This window comes from Psychrobacter immobilis (assembly GCF_904846285.1).
Lineage (GTDB): Bacteria > Pseudomonadota > Gammaproteobacteria > Pseudomonadales > Moraxellaceae > Psychrobacter > Psychrobacter immobilis_D.
Genome location: NZ_CAJHAD010000004.1, coordinates 146994 through 167387 on the forward strand (window position 1 = coordinate 146994; position 20394 = coordinate 167387).

Below are 20394 nucleotides of genomic sequence, written 5' to 3' on the forward strand. Positions count from 1 at the left end.
GTAATAAGTTAAATAGCTAACTAACTAAATAACGACTCGTCTAATGCTTGCCTGTACTCAATCGGCTAGTCTCCCAACATCCAAATCTGCTCTATGATGGGTCCGAGCGCTAAAGCAGGGACAAAGGTCAGGGCGCCAATCATCAGCACTGTGCCGACCAAAAGCCCGACAAATAATGGCGTGGTGGTTGGCAAGGTGCCGCTATTAACCTCTAATCTGGGTTTCTTCGCCAACGATCCTGCTAAAGCCAGTACCGGGATGATGACCCCAAAGCGACCAACCAACATCGCCAACCCAAGCATGGAGTTATAAAACACAGAGTTGGCACCCAAGCCTGCAAAGGCAGAGCCATTATTATTGGCCGCCGAGCTAAAGGCATAGAGCACTTCACTAAAACCATGAGCACCAGGATTGAAGATACCGGCTTGCCCACTGGTCGTCATCACACTGATAGCTGTGCCTACTAGCACCATCGTTGGCGCGGCCAATAAGCCCAAAACCACCATCTTCATCTCAAACGGTTCGATTTTTTTGCCAAGATATTCGGGAGTACGGCCAATCATCAGCCCCGATATAAATACCGCCAAGATGGCAAATAGCAGCATACCGTAGAGACCTGCGCCCACACCGCCGAAGACCACTTCGCCTAATTGCATTTGCAACATAGTGCTCAGTCCACCGAGGGGGGTAAATGAATCATGCATGGCGTTGACGGCACCGCACGAAGCGGCAGTGGTAATCGTGGCAAACAGTGAGGTGGCAACAATGCCAAAACGCACTTCTTTGCCCTCCATGTTGCCGCTCACACTGGCATCGGCAAGGCCTTGAACTTGTGACGCCAACCAAGGGTTGCCGGCAAGCTCGCTGCTGACAGTCAAAGAATACATCGCTATAAACAAGACCGTCATAGCACTTAAGATAGCTATTCCTTGTTTTAGGTTGCCGCTTATTTTGCCAAGACAAAAACAAAGCGACGTTGGGATAAGGAAAATAGCTAACATTTGGATAAAATTAGAAAAGGGCGTAGGATTCTCAAACGGGTGGGCGGAGTTGGCATTAAAAAATCCACCGCCGTTGGTACCGAGCATCTTAATCGCTTCTTGCGAAGCAACAGGACCCAAAGCAATCGTTTGCGATTCACCTTGTAAGGTCTGCACGTCGGTATACATGGATAGCGTTTGTATCACGCCTTGGCTCATCAATAGCACCGCTATAATTGCCGCTATCGGCAGCAAAATATAGAGATTACAGCGCCACAAATCTATCCAAGCATTACCCAAATGCGCGCTCTTTTTAAATACCAGACCACGCATTAGGGCAAAAGCCACCACGATACCGGTTGCCGCTGATAAGAAGTTTTGCAACGACATACCCATCATTTGGGTCAGGTAGCTCATGCTACTTTCGCCGCCGTAAGCCTGCCAATTGGTATTGGTGATAAAACTGATGGCGGTATTCATCGCCAAATCCCACGTGACGCCTGATATATTGGCAGGGTTTAGCGGCAAGTATCCTTGCACCAACTGCAAAACAAACAACCCCAATAGCCCAATGAGGTTAAATAGCACAATGGCGCCAGCGTACTGCTTCCAATTCATACCGAAAGCAGGCTTGCCTTTGGCATCTTGACCCATCATACCCAGCGTCGTAAAAATACGGGATTCAAGCCGAGAGACAGGGGCTTGCATCCTTTGCAGCAGGTAACCTGATAAAAAATATCCTAAAGTAAATAGAACGATTAGATAAATAACCAGCTGTGATAGCGCATATATTGTCATTAAAATGCCTCCGGTTTAATCAGTACATATAACAAATAGATGAATAAACCGAAGGCTAGAAACCCTGCAAAAACTTCCATGACACTCTCCAAAAACGCACAATGAACCATGAATAATGAAGATCAGTGATGGTTAGACTGATCTTTTATTACTTCTTTATTGCTTACTTATTAATAGCAACAGTATGCCGAGAGGGGTATAAAAGTGTTGTCAAGATAACGCGGTGGGGTATAAAGAAAGTATAAAGATGGGCAGTGTTAAAACGTAAGAAGAGCAGAAAGCCTTAGTTTTTAAGGCATCGTTTAGATGTTTTTTAGAGTGCGGATATTGCTATAGGCTAGCAATATATTTGGCGGAAGTTGATATAGTGGCTTCACTTTAAAACAGATGCATTGCGACTGGGATGAATTTTCCGTAGCCTCTGTGATAAAGGTTATAGCTAGCACGCTTAGTACTAGCTATATAAATCATGACTGTTCTGGATAATGTTATTAACTGAACGCTTTTGTGATTTTTACCAAAAGAATTCTTGCGGACAGCGTCTCTAACACAGTAAAAGTATAACCTTCGCTGCTGATGTGTTCATTCACTTGCGCGATACCATCGAGTTTAAAATTGATATAACCACCGATGGTCAGCTGCTCGGCATCTGCTAAGAGGTTTGGCTCATTTAGCTCAAGGCGCAACTGATCCAAACTAATAGTACCTTCAGATATCCAGTGGTCTTCTTGTTTAAAAATCACTAACGTCTCATCTTCATCGGGGAATTCCCCAGCAATCGCTTCAAATAAATCTAAAGGCGTCACCAGTCCTGCCACTTGACCATATTCATCGACTACGATGGCCAAGTTACCTTTGGCATTCTTGAGCAAATTGATAAGACGCAAATTATCAATGGTATCAGAGACAAAAACAGGCTGCTGCTTGCTGAATAAAGGCGCTAGAGCCAGATGAATATTGTTAGGCTGTTTGTCGAGTGCCGCTAAGATATCTTTGGCCCGTACGACGCCCAATACCTTGTTTAACTGCCCTTGGCAGATAGGCAATAAGCTGTGCGGCGTGGATAATACTTGCTCACGAACCTCGTCTAGACTGCCTTCGATATTGACCCAAGATATCTCTGAGCGCGGCGTCATGATGGTTTCAACATCACGTTCGCCAAGCGCCAGCACCCCACTGATCATGTAGCGCTCTTCTTCTGCAAAAGGGATAGTCTGTACTGAAATATCATCTTCTGTGAGAGATTCTTCCTGATGATTAGCGGTTTTGCCGCCCATCAGTCTTAAGATATTATCTGCGGTTCGGTCGCGGAGCGGAATGGCGCTTTCATATTTCGTACGGTTACGCTGCATGAATTGATTAAAGGCTTCAATAATAATAGAGAAACCAATGGCGGCATATAAGTAGCCTTTTGGAATGTGAAAGCCTAAGCCTTCAACGATTAAGCTAAAGCCAATCATAAGTAAGAAGCTTAAGCATAAGATAACGACAGTCGGGTGCTTACCGACAAATTCCGTTAAGGTTTTGGCTGCCAAAACCATCACCGCTATCGCCACAATAACCGCCGCCATCATCACTTCTAAATGCTTGACCATGCCGACTGCGGTGATAACCGCATCAAACGAGAATACGGCATCTAGGATAACGATTTGCGCAACGACCGCGGCAAAGCCTGCATAGACTTTGCTATTGTTATTGGTCTCAAGCTTGCCCTCTAAGCGTTCATGTAGCTCAAGCGTCGCTTTGAGTAATAAAAAGAATCCGCCGACTATCAAAATTAAATCTCTGACCGATAAATCAAACTGACCATAACTCACTACAGGTTCAGTCAAAGTTATGAGCCATGACATAACGAATAATAGTCCTAAGCGCATAATGAGCGCGAGCCCAAGGCCAAGATTGCGCGCTTTACTGCGTTGGTGCGGGGGCAGCTTATTAGCGAGAATGGCAATGAAAACGAGATTATCAATACCTAAAATAATCTCAAGACTAACCAGTGTGAAGAAACCAAGCCATATCGAAGGATCGCTTAGAAGCTCTATCATTGAATTGAATACTCTCTGTTAAAAAGGTTTAGGGGGAAGGTAATATCTTTACTATTGAATTAGAATAATGATTACTAGGGTTTAAGTGCCTATCTTATATTTAACGTCTCTAAGGTTAATAGATAACCTCACTGATATATCTCAAAGTTTCTTACAATAGGTTTGCTAAGCGAAGATAAAGTGATTGTATAGAGATAAAACTGGAATGACACCATATTAATTTTGAACGATTAGTGCGCTGTAAATGAAGAATTGTTTAGTGTTACCGCCTTTATTCGTTGACAGCTTACTTACTGCTGTAACGACGTTTCATAAGGATTTTTGATTAAGCGCTTTAAAGTTAATAGATGCTGAGTCGATAGCATAGTTCAGCTAGTTTTAGATAGCAGGCATAAAGCACTGCGTTAGCTCGTTCTATACTTAAAGTTTCTTAACATTAAAATCATCATAACTGGTTACGATTCTTTTAAAAAATTTTTAGGGGATGGCAAAAAAAAGGCGTATAAGTATTATCGTTACTCCTCTCATGGAATTAGGCTATGCATCCAGCCCTACCGTATCGGCTGTTGAATAAGTTCACGATTGTTATTGGCGCCATTGGCGTTGGGATTGCCTTAGTCGATAGTGGTTTTACGCTCACGACATGGCTACAGCATATTTTTCATATTTTTTATTTGGCGATTATTCTATTGGGTTTTGTGGCCACGGTAGGGCGCTATATTCGCTCAAAGTCGCGATTGTCTGTTAACAAAGTCGCCGTTTTCGATTTGCTAGCCAGTGTCGCTATTTTTATATTATTGGCGGTGCATTTCTTTGAGCTGGCGCGCTCCGGATTATCGATGCCGGTAGATGGTTTTATTGCGATTAAGATTGCCGTTTTTGTCACCTTTATCCGTGAGATATCGGACAATAACTTCAGTCTTAATCGGACCTTTTTGAATCCGGGTCAATTTTTTATATTAAGTTTTTTATCTGTGGTATTGGTCGGAGCCTTGCTGCTGATGATGCCCAATGCCACCACTGAGCCGATATCCTTTGTCGATGCGCTATTTACGGCCACCAGTGCGGTTTGTGTGACAGGGCTGATTGTGGTGGATACGGCGACCCGTTTTACCACGTTTGGCCAGCTGATTATCATCGGGCTGATTCAAATTGGTGGTTTGGGCATTCTGACCTTTGTGACCTACTTTAGTTACTTTTTTAAGGGCGGCGTCAGTTATGAGACGCAGCTTAGTATCAGTGAAATGAACATCTCACGACGGATGGGCGATATGGTTACTACCCTTAAGTCCATTTTATATGTGACTTTTGGGGTTGAAGCGCTTGCTGCTATTTTAATTTATATAAGTATCTATGATTTGCCGGGGATGAGCTTTACACAAAGGCTATTTTTTGCGATATTTCATGCCATATCCGCTTTTTGTAATGCAGGGTTTTCTACCTTTAGTGCCGGCTTATACGATGAGTCACTGCGCTTTAACTATCCTTTACAGCTCATTATTAGCACCACTTTCTTATTTGGCGGTATGGGTTTTATTATTGTCGTCAATCTATTGCGCTATCTGCGTCACCGTGCCCAAAGGGCGATTTTTCAGAATGATCCACGTTATGGCTATCAGCCGTGGCTGCTGAGTATCAATAGCCGTATTACGTTAATTACCTCTGGCGCTTTATTGTTAATTGGTGTGGTCGGGGTTATGCTGTTTGAATACAACGGCATACTTGCTGAGCATCAGAGTTTTTCCGCGAAGCTAATCACAGGGCTGTTTACGGCAGCCACACCGCGTACCGCAGGTTTTAATATTGCCGATATGGATGCGCTCGCATTTCCAACCATTATGCTGACGATTTTTTTGATGTGGATTGGTGCTTCACCAAACTCTACCGGCGGCGGTATAAAAACCAGCACCTTTGCCATTGCGGTGTTAAATACCTTGAGCTTAGCCCGTGGTCAGACCAAGGTTGAAGTGTTTCAGCGCGAGATTGCTGACATCTCTATCCGTCGGGCGTTTTCCATTATGTGGCTGTCGTTATTTGTCATTGGAATGGGTGTTACCCTTATCAGCTACGATCAGCCCGAGCTTGATTTGATTAAAGTGATTTTTGAATGCTTTTCTGCCTATAGTACGGTTGGCTTGAGTTTAAATTTAACCGCTGAGCTATCGACTTTTAATAAGCTTGTCGTCTCAGTGATTATGTTTGTTGGGCGGGTGGGGATGTTGACGATATTTGTTGCGCTACTGAAGAATAGATATCAGCGTAACTATCGTTATCCGACTGAAGAGATTACTATCAATTAACTTAAGGTTAATTAAAAAAATAACTTATAACTAGTTTTTTTAACTAAACAGGTATTAACTAAATACGTCGCAATTGCTGCTTTTTGAATGGCATGAGTGACAAGGGATATTATGAAATATATCATTGCAGGTTTGGGTAGTTTTGGTTCTTCGTTAGGCATGGCGCTGACGAGCCAAGGTCATGAAGTCATCGCCATTGATAGCAGCATGCAAAAAGTTGAAGCTTATAAAGAAGCCATCACTCATACTATCTGTATGGATGCTACCGACGAATATACCGTCAATGGCTTGCCTATTATGGATACCGATATAGTGGTGGTAGCGATTGGGGAAAACGAAGGAGCCAATATTATGGCAACGGCGCTGTTTAAAACCCTAAAAGCCAAGCGCCTAATCAGCCGTAGTATCAACCCCTTACATGAAAAAGTACTACAAGCGATTGGGGTCGACGATATTTTTCATCCTGAAAAAGAATCGGCCATGCGCTGGGCAAAACGGCTGTCATTGCGTTATTTCGTTGACTCTTTTGAATTGACTGACAACTTTAGTATTGTCGAGATTGCTATTCCTACTCCTTTAATTGGAAAACAAATAGCGACATTACAGCTAGAAAATAGGTTTAATATTAAGCTGTTGAGCACCATGCACTATGAGCATTACCAAGACAGCTTTGGCCGTCAGCAGAGCAAACCTAGCATTCAGGGATTGGCCACACCAGAGCAAGTACTGCAAGAAAATGATGTATTGGTGGTTTATGGCGCTAACAAACATATCAATAATTTTTTACGTAGTGTAGGGGTTAAAGTACACTAATCGCTAGGGATAACGTTATGAATAAGTGCTGCATATCCGTGCTATGTCTTACCAGTCTCATGTTGTTCAGCGGCTGTGATGAGTCGAAACAAAACCCAAATGTCATGTTTTCAGAGAAGCACCAAGACCCGATTCAAGAACTTGAGAAGCGGTCTAAAAAAGTCGATCACAGCCAGTTTGGTTATAAACAAACCTTTTATGTACCGATTTATTCAGATATCTATACCGATAGGGATAATCGTAAGGTTTTACTGTCAGCGACCTTAAGCGTGCGCAACACCACCTTAAAAAAATCGCTCTATATTAATAAGATAGATTATTACAGTACCGATGGCGACCTTGTAAAGTCATATTTAACAGAGACTATCGAGCTGCCCGCTATGGCGACGTTAAATTATATCGTCGAAAAAGAAGAGGATAAAGGGGGTTCTGGGGCAAAATTTATCATTGAAGTTGAAGGCATAGATGAAAGCGTCAAGCCCGTCATTGAGGCGGTGATGATTGGTAATTTTAGTAATAAAGGCTTCGCTTTTAGTACGCAGGGTACGCCAGTTTTGTAGTGATGGTTTTCTACGCTTCATTGATATAGATAAGCCAAATTTAGGAGAGTTGCCATGTTAAATTTTACCCAAGATTTATCTTTAGCAACTATTAAAACGGTACTACTTACCACTGTCTTGCTCGCTACGGCGCAACTAATAATAGGCTGTGACTCGCAGCCTTCACTTTCAGATAGTAACGTCACGGCGCAAACGGATGAAGTACATAAAAGCAAGCCTGAAGATAATAAAACCCCTATAAATCCTGCACCTATAAAATCCGCTACTGCGGATAAAGCGCTAGCTATCGAAGTATCAAAGCTATCTAATGAGAAAACCGTAAGTCCAACAGGCTACCAAAAGCTAAGTTTTGGGCAGGTTATTACTCCTGAATTGCTACATGAGTTAGGACTGACTAAAGCAGAAACGGACAATGAGCAATGCTATTACGTCAGTAATCCAGCAGTGAGCTATATGGATAAAGAGTACGGTAAACGTGCCTCTGTGCTATATCAAATCATAAACAACAAAGTTGCTCTGATCACTATTCAAGCTCCAAATATACCTTTTTATACAGATGTCTATGTTGGCGATGCAGTGACAGAGGTCATGAAAGCGCATGATAACCAGCTAACTTATGAAATCGATAAATATGCATCTGATGGTGACTACTATAGTCTGATTGCTAATGTTAACTTCGAGGTAATAAAAGAACTCCAACTCGGAGAATCGTTAAAAGACAACAATATTGAGCTTAATGATAAAGAGGATAGACTACCCATACAAATTGAATACCATATCACGGGCGGTCAAAAGCTGAATGGTTATAGGATTAAATCAACAGAGTGGACGGCAGATAATCGGAGCTTATTAAAAGGGGAAGTAGAAAGTATTGATATCGGTATACCAGATGCTATCTATCTGGTCGAAGGTTGTTCTTAAAGCGTAAATATAAACAGCGTAGCGCTTTACATTCATAGTAAAACAGCATGGTTTTTATAGGTCATTATCTAAAAATTTGTCATCAAGTTGTCATGCAGTTTCAGTAGACTCAAGCGTAAATCGTATTTTAGTGGTTGCAACGATAAAGCCGTAATATTTTTTATGCCAATCCAGCCTGCTAAATCCAGCCTAAAAGGTGACTCAACATGACCTCATTGAATAACAAGCAAGAGCTAACGCACGAATTTGTTGAAGACTCTAACCCAACTAATAATATCGACTTTCAAACCATAATCAATCGCCGTATGAACCGCCGCAGTATTTTAAAAGGTGGCACAGGATTAACGGCGGCAGCGTTTTTTGGTGCACTACCTTTAGTTGGTTGTAGTGACGACGATGATGATAGCAGCTTGCCTGTTAATCCTAGCGACGATAACAGCGCCGCTATTCCCGCGCAAGGCGATTTAAAACGCCCCGAAACCTTAAAGTTTACAGCAGTGCCGCATTCAACGGCTGAGACGATGAGCGTAGCAGCAGGCTATAAAGCCGAGATGATATTACCACTAGGCACGCCGCTGATATCTGGTATCGAGGATTGGAAGGACAATCGTGAGCAATCCGCTGAGTCGTTTGAATGGCGTATGGGTGACAACCATGATGGTATGTGGTTCTTTGGCAAAAAGGGCAATACGTACGATGCCAAGGCTTCAGAAAATGGTCTGTTGGTGATGAACCACGAATATGTAAACAGTAGTGAGCTTAGCCCATTTGGTTACCATGTCATCCAAGATAATAGTGCCGCGCCAATTTTCCAAAACCGTCGCCTCGCGAGCGACGTGCGCCGCGAGGTCAACTGTCATGGAGTTGCTGTGGTTGAGATGAGCCGACGCGCTGACGGTATCGGTTATGAGATGGTGCCCAATTCGAAATACAATCGCCGTATCACCAGCAGTACGACTGCCCAATTAGCAGGCCCTGTTGCTGGCTCTGATTTGGTTAAGACCAAGTTTGATCCGACAGGCTTTCAGACTCGCGGTATTAATAATAACTGCGGTGCTGGATTATCACCTTGGGGCACCTATCTGACTACCGAAGAGAATTTTTTAGGCGTATTTGCCCGTGGGCAAGATGCCCCTCAATTGAGTGCTGCACATAACTACGGTCGCGAGCGCTACGGGGCAACGGAGAATTTCCCTGGCTTTGAATATTTGTGGCATACACCTGACACCAAAGATGCTGCTATCCCTGACGAGTTTTCACGTTGGGATATAACAGCCGTCGGTGCCAGTGCTGCCGATGACTACCGTCATGCCTTTAATACCTTTGGTTATATCACCGAAATCGACCCTTTTAATCAACACTCTGTGCCTCAAAAACGTACCGCACTAGGGCGTTTCGCCCATGAAAATTGTGCCTATGCACCTGTTGAGCAAGGCAAACCTGTGGTCTTTTATATGGGCGATGATGCCCGCGGCGAATATATTTATAAGTTCGTCTCCAAAGCCACGTGGTCAAATGCGGATATCGGTGGTGGCTTAAAAGCGGGTGATAAATATATGAATGAGGGCACACTATATGTCGCGATATTCCATGAAAATGGTCGCGGTGAGTGGAAAGCACTGATCTATGGTCAAAATGGACTGGATACCTCTAATAGTATATTGCCGTTTCATGGACAAGATGAAGTTTTGGTCTTTGCACGTGCCGCTGCCGATGTAGTCGGGGCAACCAAGATGGATCGACCCGAATGGGTGTCAGTTAGCCCTATAACTGGTGAGGTATATGTGACCTTGACCAATAACAAGTATCGCGGCGTAAGTGATGATCAACCGCTTTCAGCGTCCAACCCACGCAGCTATCAAGTAGGCGGCAAGGCGGCTGGTAATGATAATGGTCATATCATTCGCTGGGCAGAAACAGGCGGCGATCATGCGTCAACAAGTTTTGAATGGGATATTTATTTGTTTGCCTCGCCAAGTGATTTGTCAGCAGAGAACTTATCGCAGCTAAATGACAACAACGATTTATCATCGCCAGACGGACTGTATTTTGATCCACGTGGGGTGTTATGGATTCAGACAGATGATGGTGCTTATACGGATACCAGCAGTTGTATGTTATTAGCGGCACTACCGGGGAAAGTCAGCGATGGTAACCTTAAAACCACTTCGGCAGGGCAACAAACCCGAGTCGGCATGCCTGCCAGTAATGAAAATATAAAACGCTTTTTCGTCGGTCCTGAGGGCTGTGAGGTGACTGGTATTACGATGACGCCAGATTTCAAAACGTTGTTTATCAACATTCAGCATCCAGGCAATAGCTGGGGTGCCGTCGCCGGTGGCAGTACTCCGCGCTCAGCGACGGTCATGATTACGCGAGAAGATGGCGATGTTATATTGGCTGAGTCCTTTGATGATGCTATTAATAACACTTAAAACTACTAGCACTTAATAACATCCCTAATCGTTAACGAAAAAACCAATATGCTTGATGTTCTTTTCTCCGTTTATAGAGAATAAGGATGCAAGTATATTGGTTATTGTGTTTTTAAACGTCACTTTCAAGAAGAGGTTATGCGTTCAGTTATTACTTTGCTTAGGTATTCCATTGCCCTTGAACCATAATACCTGCAATAGGATTTAGCCCCATTTGATAAGCAAGGTCAGCAGGGCGGGCGATATCCCATAACGCTAAATCAGCATCATAACCCACTTCTATTTTGCCTTTTTTGGCTAGACCTAACGCTTGTGCCGCATGAACGGTTGCCCCAGCCAATACTTCTTCAGGGGTTAAATAAAATAGTGTACAGCCCATATTCATTGCTAATAATAGCGACGTGAGCGGTGAAGTGCCAGGATTACAGTCGGTTGAAATAGCAATGGAAACTTGATGTTTACGTAACTCTTCAATCGGTGGTAGTTTGGTATCACGTAGTGTATAAAACGCGCCCGGTAATAGCACGGCAATGGTGTTGCTCGCTGCCATTTTTTTAATGTCGTCTTCTACTAAATGCTCAAGATGGTCGCTTGATAATCCTTTATATTCTGCTACCAGAGCACTAGCGCCTATATTTGACAGCTGCTCAGAATGCAACTTAACTGGCAAGTCTAACGAGCGAGCCACTTCAAAGACGCGCTTAATCTGCTCAGCAGTAAAGGCGATGTTTTCACAAAAGCCATCGACCGCATCGACCAAACCTTCAGCATACAAAATTGGTAACCACTGGCAAACTTGCTCTATATAATCATCCGAGTGGTCCTTCATGTGAGACTTGTATTCAGGTGGTAGGGCATGGGCGGCTAAATAAGTGGTACTAACATGGATGTTATGCTTTTTACCAAGCTTACGCGCGACTGTTAGCATTTTGCGTTCAGTTTCTAGGTCTAGTCCATAGCCCGACTTAATCTCGATACTGGTCACACCTTCTTTAATGAGCGCGAGCAGACGTTTTTCACTTTGGGAAAATAGTTCTTCTTCATTAGCTGCGCGGGTAGAGCTAACCGTTGAGATAATGCCACCACCCTGTGCAGCGATATCTTGGTAACTGGCGCCATGTAGTCGTGCTTCGAACTCATTGCTACGGTTGCCAGCATAAACGATATGGGTGTGGCAGTCGATAAGCCCGGGCGTTATCCAGTTGCCATCAACGTCTTTGATTTGATTGTTTTTATAATGGGTCAGATGCGGCGTTATTTGTGTATGCGTGCCAACCCATGCGATTTTACCGTCTTTGATACCGATAGCGGCGTTTTCTAACTGACCATAAGGTGTGCTTTTATTTTGACCATTATTTTGATTGGCGCTATAAATATCAAACCCGTATTGCGCTGAAAAGGTAGCGAGATTGGCATTAATAATGATGTGGTCAAACGATGTCATGCTATCCATAACGTCTGTAGTATTGATAGAGTCATCAAATATCTGTTCGCTAGAGTTATTCATAATGTGCTCCTGCTTATTTTGAAGCTAGTGCGTTTCGGTGATAAGTAAATGCTGCTCTATAATAGTCGCCAAGAGACGAGCGGCGACTTTACAGCTGCGTTGATCAATATCAAAGGTAGGATTAATCTCAGCGAGATCGGCTATTTTTACTTTGTTTGACGCCATAATAAGTTTGACCGCGCGCTCAACGAAACTGAGCTCAATACCATAGGCCGCTGGCGCGCTGACACCGGGTACGATACTTGATGGCAAGCAATCCATATCAATCGTTAAATAAATAATATCAACGCTATCGATAAAACCTGTTATTTGAGCTGCAATTTTTTTCCATTTCTTATTGGTACAGTCTTCATCACTGATGATATGCACATCTAACTGTTCAGCACGATCAAAGAGAGCGGCAGTGTTGGAAAAACGACTGACGCCGATACAGCAATAGTGAAAAGGCTGACCATGTTCATCAAGATGCTCGGCAATTTGTCGAAATGGTGTGCCAGACGTTGCGACATCAGACTGACGAATATCAAGATGGGCATCAAAGTTGATAATGCCTATACGCGGCTGTGAGTCTTTATCCTTGGTAGCATTTTTTTGCTGTAATGCTTGCCATAATCCTAAAAAGCTACCGTAAGCGATGGCATGACCACCGCCAAGACCAATGGGTAAGCCGCCTTGCATAATAATCTGGCTTACCTTGGCGGCATAATTGACTTGTGCTTGTTCTAAAGTATTTGCAGCAAAATCATCGTTATCATGGCAATGGATATCACCTGCATCACCTAATAAGGTTGGCAATTGATTATCAAAGCGCTGCTGTAGCTCCGCGATGACAGGTAGCGCAGCAAACGCCTGACGAATCAATGGCGGTGCTGCTCTTGCGCCGACACGTCCTTGATTGCGTCTGACACCTTGGTCACAGGCAAAACCAACTAGCCCAATACGCTGTCCTGCCCTTGGTATAGCATCATCAAAGACATAAGGCTTAGCTAGTTGATACCAGTAGCAGGCGCGTACTGTTTCAAACGGCTCTGCACGTCCTGTCCATCGACTCATATCAGCTGCCGTGTGGCTAACATTTATTGTAGTCATCGCCGATCTCCTTTTAATCAATCAACATTTTACTTAGACTCATACCAATTGCTACGTAATGACTGCCAATGCTCAGTAAGGGTACCAGCTAGTACTAACTGTTTTGCCGCTTCGATATCAGGGGCTAGATAACGGTCTTTATCATAAAAAGTCACTTGCTCACGCAGCTTTTGATGTGCAGTCGTCAAAGATTCCGAGGTATCTAATCCGCGATGGAAGTCGATTCCTTGACCGGCAGCCAAGAGCTCAATACCGATAATAGTGGCGGTATTTTGTGCCATCTCGTATAGGCGTCGCGCGCAATACGTTGCCATCGACACATGGTCTTCTTGGTTGGCAGAAGTTGGAATGCTATCGACACTGCCAGGATGGGCGATAGATTTATTCTCTGAGGCAAGCGCCGCTGCGGTCACATGAGCAATCATAAAGCCTGAATTTAACCCTGCATTGTCAACTAAGAACGGAGGTAAACCACCTGACAAAGTAGCATCAATCAGCAAAGCGATACGGCGCTCAGACATAGAGCCAATCTCAGCAATTGCCAAGGCTAAAATATCGGCAGCAAAAGCTACGGGCTCAGCATGGAAGTTACCACCTGAGATAGCAACAGGACCGTCTTCATTGTTAAAGATAAGTGGGTTGTCGGTGACGGCATTCGATTCAATCAACAGTGTTTTTCCTGCTTGATTGATGATATCAAGGCAAGCACCCATCACTTGTGGCTGGCAACGCAGGCAGTAAGGGTCTTGTACTCTATCATCTTGCTCGCCATCATGGGAGGCGCGAATGGCACTGCCTTTAATCAGCTGACGATGTGCTTTGGCGATTTCGATTTGACCATGATGACCACGTACTTCGTGGATACGCGCATCAAATGGCGCATCTGAGCCTTTGGCAGCATCGATAGATAGTGAGCCGACTATGGTTGCCGTTTCAAGCAAATCACGTGCTAGGAAATAACCACGCAATGCCAGTGCGGTTGATACTTGAGTACCATTGATAAGCGCTAGACCTTCTTTAGCAGCTAGAGTAATTGGCTCAAGACCATGCTGCGCTAAGGCCTCAGCGGCGGGTACTTTTTTACCAGCGACATAGACGTCGCCTTCGCCCATCATCGCCAATGTCATATGCGATAAAGGTGCTAAGTCGCCTGAAGCACCCACTGAGCCTTTGGCAGGAATATTTGGGGTAATTTGGTTGTTAATTAAGCCAAGTAAACTGTCGACTACAGCGCGACGTACGCCAGAGAAGCCTTGAGCCAAACTGGCAACTTTCATGACCATAATCAATCGAACCACGTTAGCCGGTAACGCTTCACCAGTACCAACCGAGTGAGAGACGATAAGATTGCGCTGTAGTAATTCCAATTGGTCATCGCTGATACGAGTTTTTGCCAATAGACCGAAACCAGTATTGATACCATAAGCGCTTTTATCGCGGCGAATAATCGTTTGGACATCTTCGTGTGAGGCATCTATCGCTTCATAAGCGCTGTCAGGTAGCGTCAATACAACAGGTCGCTCGTAAATATCGCGCAGCATTTCAAAGCTTAATTGACGTGGCTGTAGTATTATTTTTTTGATATCAGTCATAAGGGTAATCCTAACTTTAGGTGCTATATTAATTATATTATTGGTTGTCTATACACTATATATAGTGATGTTATTTGAGTTTTCTTAACTTATCCAGCCAAGAGACATCGCCAAATGTCCAAAAGCTGCTGCTAACAAGATACTAAGTGCCACACGCTGGAACCAAACGATGACCATTTTGCCAACAGAGATGGGAATTTCGGTCGCCAGTACACAAGGAATCATGGCAGAAAAGAACAGCACGCTACTAATAGAGATGACGCCGGCGACATAACGGGTCAACATATCCGCTTCACTGAGCAATAAGGCGGGCAAGAACATCTCAGCCAGTCCTGCTGACATACCTTTGGCAGCGACAAGTGGCTCTGGCAAACCGCCTAACCACGTAAATGGGTATAGTAGCAACCCTAGAGCGTCAAATACCGGCGTGTACTTGGCTAATAATAGTCCAGTGAGTCCAACGGCTATGATAGAAGGCACAATAGCCGCTGCCATGGTCAAACCATCACGAAAATTAGACCATAGAATTTGTTTAAAATTCGATGCACGGCGTGAGGTGGATAAACCCAGCTCATACGCCGCTTTTAGACGCATGCCTCTTTTGTAGTCTAAATTTGGACGGTCCAGCTCATTATCAAACCGGCTAATCGGTGGAATACGGGCAGTAATAGCGGTAACAATAAAAGTAATCACCAACGTTGACCAAAAAAACAGATTCCAAAATTCCATCAGCCCCAGTGTTTTGGCAACAATTACCATAAACGCTGCCGATACTGTAGAGAAGCCAGTAGCGATAATGATAGCTTCACGCGCAGAATATTGCTTTTGTAGATAAACGCGGTTGGTAATTAATAGCCCAATTGAATAGCTACCAACAAAAGAAGCAACCGCATCAATGGCTGATGCGCCAGGTGTTCTCCAGATAGGCTTCATAATCGGTTGCATCAGCACACCAACCATCTCAAGCAAGCCAAAACCGACTAAAAATGCCAGAATCAATGCCCCAAGCGGGACAATCATGCCAACCGGTAGCGCCAGTTTTTCAAATAGAAACGGCAGCATATCCTTTTCCATCATAAAGGCGGGCGCGTTACCACTGATATACATCACTGCTAATATCAGTCCCAGCACTTTAAAAACGGTTAGGATTTTGTGGGTGATATTTTTGCGCCATGAGCCATCGATAAATGGCTTACTTACGCCAAATATCATCAGCATAAACAGTAAAATAACAGATAAAGTATGTTGCTGATTGACCAGATAAGTTGCGCCGTGATCGAACAAAATCGTGCTTTTCTCACCAATGGTAAAAGGAACAAAAAACATCACCAGACCAATGGCACTAAATACAATAAGCTGTATCAGCGCCATAGGCTTTGATAGCAACTTTTCAGGCGGCGTCATATCAGGTGTTGGAATGCCTAGTAGTAGGTCAGGTACTGGACTAGCTGGTGGCATAAGATCTTGGTTAGACATATTATCATCCTTGATAAAGTATTGATGATGTCCTTATGTCGATTGATATCGTGTAAGGACAAGGGCAAGTTATTTAATCATCGGTAGCTTTAAGCCATAATCTTTGGCAGTTTTAATCGCCAGCTCGTAGCCTGCATCTGCATGACGCATAACGCCAGAACCACAATCATTGACTAATACTCGGGCCAAGCGTTTGGCTGCCGCATCAGTACCATCAGCGACGATGACCATGCCTGAGTGCTGTGAGTACCCCATACCTACGCCACCGCCATGATGCAATGATACCCAAGTGGCACCGCCTGCGACATTTAGCATACCGTTCAATAATGCCCAATCTGACACCGCATCTGAGCCATCTTTCATGCTTTCTGTTTCGCGGTTTGGGCTGGCAACAGAACCGGTATCCAAGTGGTCACGACCGATGACAATAGGACCTTTAAGCTCGCCATTTTTGACCATCTCATTAAAAGCAAGACCTGCTTTATCACGCTCACCAAGACCTAACCAGCAGATACGTGCCGGTAGACCTTGAAACTGAATGCGCTCTTTTGCCATATCAAGCCAGCGATGAATGTGCTGGTTTTCAGGGAAAAGCTCTTTAATCTTTTGATCGGTTTTGTAGATATCTTCTGGATCCCCTGATAATGCGACCCAGCGAAAAGGACCTTTACCTTGGCAAAACAGTGGACGAATATAAGCAGGGACAAAACCCGGAAAGTTAAAGGCATCTTTAACCCCTTCATCAAAAGCAACTTGACGAATGTTATTGCCATAATCGGTTGTTGGGATACCCATCGCTTGTAGATCTAGCATCGCCTGTACGTGTACGGCACAAGACTGAGCAGCGGCTTTGGTTAAGGCAGCGTGTTGCTCCGGGTCTTCTTGTGCGGCTTTCCATGCTTCAACCGTCCAGCCACTTGGTAGATAACCGTTAATCAAATCATGTGCTGAGGTTTGGTCAGTGACCAAATCAGGTTTGATTTCACCTGCATTGGCGCGCTTGACCATCTCAGGCAAGATATCGGCGGCATTGCCAAGTAGGGCGATAGAAACCGCTTCACCAGCTGCGGTATGTTGCTTGATGAGTTCATAAGCATGGTCTAAATCATCAGCTTGTTTATCGACGTAGCCGGTACGCAAGCGGAAATCAATACTAGATTGCTGACATTCTATGTTTAAAGAGGTCGCGCCGGCAAAGGTAGCCGCTAGTGGCTGCGCGCCACCCATACCACCAAGACCAGCAGTCAAAATCCAACGTCCTGCCCAGCTGCCATCATAATGCTGACGACCGGCTTCAACGAAGGTTTCATAAGTCCCTTGAACGATGCCTTGGGTACCGATATAGATCCAACTACCCGCAGTCATTTGGCCATACATAAATAAGTCTTTACGATCTAGCTCATTGAAATGCTCCCATGTTGCCCAGCGCGGTACAAGGTTAGAGTTGGCAATCAATACGCGCGGCGCATTTTCATGAGTTTGAAAGACGCCAACAGGCTTACCAGATTGCACTAACAATGTCTCATCGTCTTCTAATTCTTTGAGTGACGCTAGGATTTGATCATAGCTTTCCCAGTTACGGGCTGCGCGTCCGATACCGCCATAGACGACCAAGCTTTTTGGGTTTTCAGCCACATCAGGATGCAGGTTGTTCTGCAGCATGCGATAAGGGGCTTCGGTCAGCCAGCTTTTACAATGTAGTGTGCTGCCAGTTGGCGCGGCGATATTGCGACTCTCGTCACGGCGAGTATATTTAGAGATGTTGTTCAATCCATTATCAGTAGTCATAATCCTATCCTTGTGATATCTGTTGGAGCAATCGGGAAAGCAAAGTGAATCTTGTACGGTCGGTATATTAAACTTATTAATACTGCCGTAAAGTTGTATATACAAATTATCAGGAATTATTTTTTCATGCAAGGTTTTTTTCTTTGTAGGCGCATTATTTTTGTGAATGTCTGGATGAATCGACAGCTGCTATATAGTTTTGCTAAGGTTTGCGAAATTATCTCGTGTTACTATGACCCTATTATTATTGCTAAAATTAACGGTTAAAAATGAATACGATGATAAAGACGATTCCAGCATATCAACGCATTAAAAATGCGATATTGGAGAATATTCATTCAGGTAAATGGCAGGCGGGCAATGCGATTTCTACCGAAATGGCGTTGGCAGAAGAGTTTGGCGTCTCTCGTATGACGGTCAATCGTGCTTTAAAAGAATTGAGTGAAGAGCGAGTATTGGAGCGTCGGCAAGGGTCGGGGACGTTTGTCGCACAGCAGCAGTTTAACCATACCTTTGTAGAAGTGCGTAATATCGCTCAAGATTTAAAGTCTGCCAATCGTGATTATCAAGCGCAAGTTGTCAGTAAGCGTGGCATTACGGCGGCTATGCTCAATGATGAGCTACGGCGTAAATTTGGTCTTGAGAAGGTAGCTAAATCGACTGAGTTTAAGGAAGTTGATGGTAGTAAAAGTATTGAGAATATTGATAGCGAAGCTGCTGTTTTATACGAGGTCAAGATTATCCATTTTGCTGATGGTCAGCCAATACAGTTTGAAGAACGTTGGGTAGATGCCCTAAAGGTTCCTAAGTTTATCGAGCAAGATTTTAGCGTGGTCAATACCAGTGATTATCTCATTGCCAAAAGCCCACTCGAGCGTGGTAGCTATACCATTCGAGCATTAGCCGCACCCGATGAGATTGCATCGCTACTACAAATTGTCCCGCAGTCACCTACGTTGGTGCTTTGTCGTCAAACCTATTCAGCTGGTCAAGTATTGACCTTTGTCAAAATGTGGCATGCAGGTGAGCGTTACCAGTTTGCAGGGGAGTTGTAGCCTTAATTTTCATTGCTATAGCTGCCAATCTATTGAGTGCAACATTAAGTTTATATTTGACGACTATATTTACGGACAAGATAGCGGCTATCCTATTGCTTTTTACTCATCTCAGATAACAAGTCAAGTTGTATCTCTTGTATTTCAGCGAGCCTGTCCCATTGATGCATTAAAAGATGATCCAGCTTTTCATGCAAGTGTTGGATTTCAAGCTCAGCTTTTAAGTTAATTTGATAATCATTTTCTGAGCGCAATCGGTCTTTGGTTTCTTGCCTATTTTGGCTCATCATAATTACAGGTGCTTGAATAGCAGCGATACAGGATAATATTAAATTTAATAGAATAAACGGGTAGGGATCAGCAGGACGGGCGACCATTACCACGGTATTGACGATAATCCAAATGGCTAGAAAAATGGCAAAACAAATGAGAAATGTCCAACTACCACCAAAGGTTGCAATTTTATCTGCCAATCGTTCACCAAATGTCCATTCTTTGTCTAGGGTTGTATCAATATTTTTGGTGATAAGTTCATGCTGTTGCATACTTTTAATCAATTCAGATTCAAGATCTGTCACCTCGCCTTTTTCAGAACTTAGCGATGATTTGACATACTTCGTTCGATATTTGCTTAAATCGGTTTGGCAAATATAATCTTTAGGCAAGCATTCGGGAAAATCATGTAAAATTTCTTCTGTGATTGCTTTTCGTACTGTGCCTATAGGGGTAAGGGTTTTTATAGGATAATTTTGTCCACAGACAATACAGTGATAAAAGCCATTTTTTTTAGTCATCGCTATATTCCTTTATAATCGTTCAAATTAACGACCACTACAACAATTATCATAGTAACATTGGTCAAGACGAAGTACGATGCTGTTCCTAGTGTTAAGACATAATGTAACTCAAAAGATGATGGTTTTTAGCCTGATATCAGAATTTTCACTTGTTGCCATTGCTAGTGATTTTACTATTACGCAAGTAAGGGTTATGTAAGGCAGTACATGCTGCAGAAATGTAGTGGCGTTTAATGTG

General features: G+C 43.7%; 15 protein-coding genes. 6 read left to right on the forward strand and 9 right to left on the reverse strand.

The genetic code is table 11. The features are described 5' to 3' along the window. Positions 1-65 precede the first annotated feature (65 nt). From kdpA to JMX13_RS04390, 3 genes are all read right to left on the reverse strand, one after another. Complete coding sequence (gene kdpA / locus JMX13_RS04380) at positions 66-1778, reverse strand: potassium-transporting ATPase subunit KdpA (RefSeq protein ID WP_201609984.1); 1713 nt, start codon at positions 1776-1778, stop codon at positions 66-68. Next, the gene (gene kdpF / locus JMX13_RS13805; protein WP_081501593.1) at positions 1778-1888 is read right to left on the reverse strand and encodes a K(+)-transporting ATPase subunit F; all 111 of its coding nucleotides are present in this window, start codon (positions 1886-1888) and stop codon (positions 1778-1780) included. The genes kdpA and kdpF overlap by 1 nt, the downstream gene beginning before the upstream one ends. A gap of 381 nt (positions 1889-2269) precedes the next feature. Beyond that, a complete protein-coding gene (locus tag JMX13_RS04390) occupies positions 2270-3823 on the reverse strand; it encodes a TerC family protein (RefSeq protein ID WP_320158014.1) in 1554 nt (517 codons plus the stop codon). Positions 3824-4362: 539 nt separating this feature from the next. On the opposite strand from JMX13_RS04390, the gene JMX13_RS04395 reads away from it, so the two are divergent. From JMX13_RS04395 to JMX13_RS04415, 5 genes are all read left to right on the forward strand, one after another. Then, positions 4363-6123 carry a TrkH family potassium uptake protein gene (locus JMX13_RS04395; protein WP_201609986.1) on the forward strand — a complete coding sequence of 587 codons (1761 nt, stop codon included), beginning with the start codon at positions 4363-4365 and terminating at the stop codon, positions 6121-6123. Between the two features lie 111 nt (positions 6124-6234). After that, the gene (locus JMX13_RS04400) at positions 6235-6936 is read left to right on the forward strand and encodes a potassium channel family protein (protein WP_201542955.1); all 702 of its coding nucleotides are present in this window, start codon (positions 6235-6237) and stop codon (positions 6934-6936) included. A 17-nt stretch (positions 6937-6953) separates the two neighbouring features. Next, positions 6954-7496 (forward strand): DUF3124 domain-containing protein, encoded by a 543-nt coding sequence (locus JMX13_RS04405; RefSeq protein WP_201609988.1) that lies wholly within the window; start codon positions 6954-6956, stop codon positions 7494-7496. A gap of 54 nt (positions 7497-7550) precedes the next feature. Beyond that, entirely contained in the window at positions 7551-8417 is an 867-nt protein-coding gene (locus tag JMX13_RS04410; protein WP_201609990.1) for a hypothetical protein, read from the forward strand. A 206-nt stretch (positions 8418-8623) separates the two neighbouring features. Then, a complete protein-coding gene (locus tag JMX13_RS04415) occupies positions 8624-10852 on the forward strand; it encodes a PhoX family protein (RefSeq protein WP_201609992.1) in 2229 nt (742 codons plus the stop codon). A gap of 160 nt (positions 10853-11012) precedes the next feature. Here JMX13_RS04415 and hutI read toward each other — a convergent pair whose 3' ends face one another. The 5 genes from hutI to hutU all read right to left on the reverse strand — a co-directional run bounded on the left by hutI (position 11013) and on the right by hutU (position 18304). Further along, on the reverse strand, positions 11013-12359 hold the full coding sequence (gene hutI, locus JMX13_RS04420; RefSeq protein ID WP_201609994.1) for an imidazolonepropionase: 1347 nt from the start codon (positions 12357-12359) through the stop codon (positions 11013-11015). 24 nt (positions 12360-12383) lie between these two features. Beyond that, complete coding sequence (hutG, locus tag JMX13_RS04425; RefSeq protein ID WP_201609996.1) at positions 12384-13448, reverse strand: formimidoylglutamase; 1065 nt, start codon at positions 13446-13448, stop codon at positions 12384-12386. A 29-nt stretch (positions 13449-13477) separates the two neighbouring features. Beyond that, a complete protein-coding gene (hutH, locus tag JMX13_RS04430) occupies positions 13478-15040 on the reverse strand; it encodes a histidine ammonia-lyase (protein WP_201609998.1) in 1563 nt (520 codons plus the stop codon). A gap of 84 nt (positions 15041-15124) precedes the next feature. Then, complete coding sequence (locus JMX13_RS04435) at positions 15125-16516, reverse strand: YjiH family protein (protein WP_265088391.1); 1392 nt, start codon at positions 16514-16516, stop codon at positions 15125-15127. A 69-nt stretch (positions 16517-16585) separates the two neighbouring features. Next, the gene (gene hutU, locus JMX13_RS04440; RefSeq protein ID WP_227686214.1) at positions 16586-18304 is read right to left on the reverse strand and encodes a urocanate hydratase; all 1719 of its coding nucleotides are present in this window, start codon (positions 18302-18304) and stop codon (positions 16586-16588) included. Positions 18305-18573: 269 nt separating this feature from the next. On the opposite strand from hutU, the gene JMX13_RS04445 reads away from it, so the two are divergent. Next, complete coding sequence (locus JMX13_RS04445) at positions 18574-19359, forward strand: UTRA domain-containing protein (RefSeq protein ID WP_201610000.1); 786 nt, start codon at positions 18574-18576, stop codon at positions 19357-19359. Positions 19360-19451: 92 nt separating this feature from the next. Here the strand turns inward: JMX13_RS04445 and JMX13_RS04450 are convergent, their stop codons facing one another. Continuing rightward, positions 19452-20153 carry a DUF1003 domain-containing protein gene (locus JMX13_RS04450; RefSeq protein WP_201610002.1) on the reverse strand — a complete coding sequence of 234 codons (702 nt, stop codon included), beginning with the start codon at positions 20151-20153 and terminating at the stop codon, positions 19452-19454. Positions 20154-20394 lie beyond the last annotated feature (241 nt).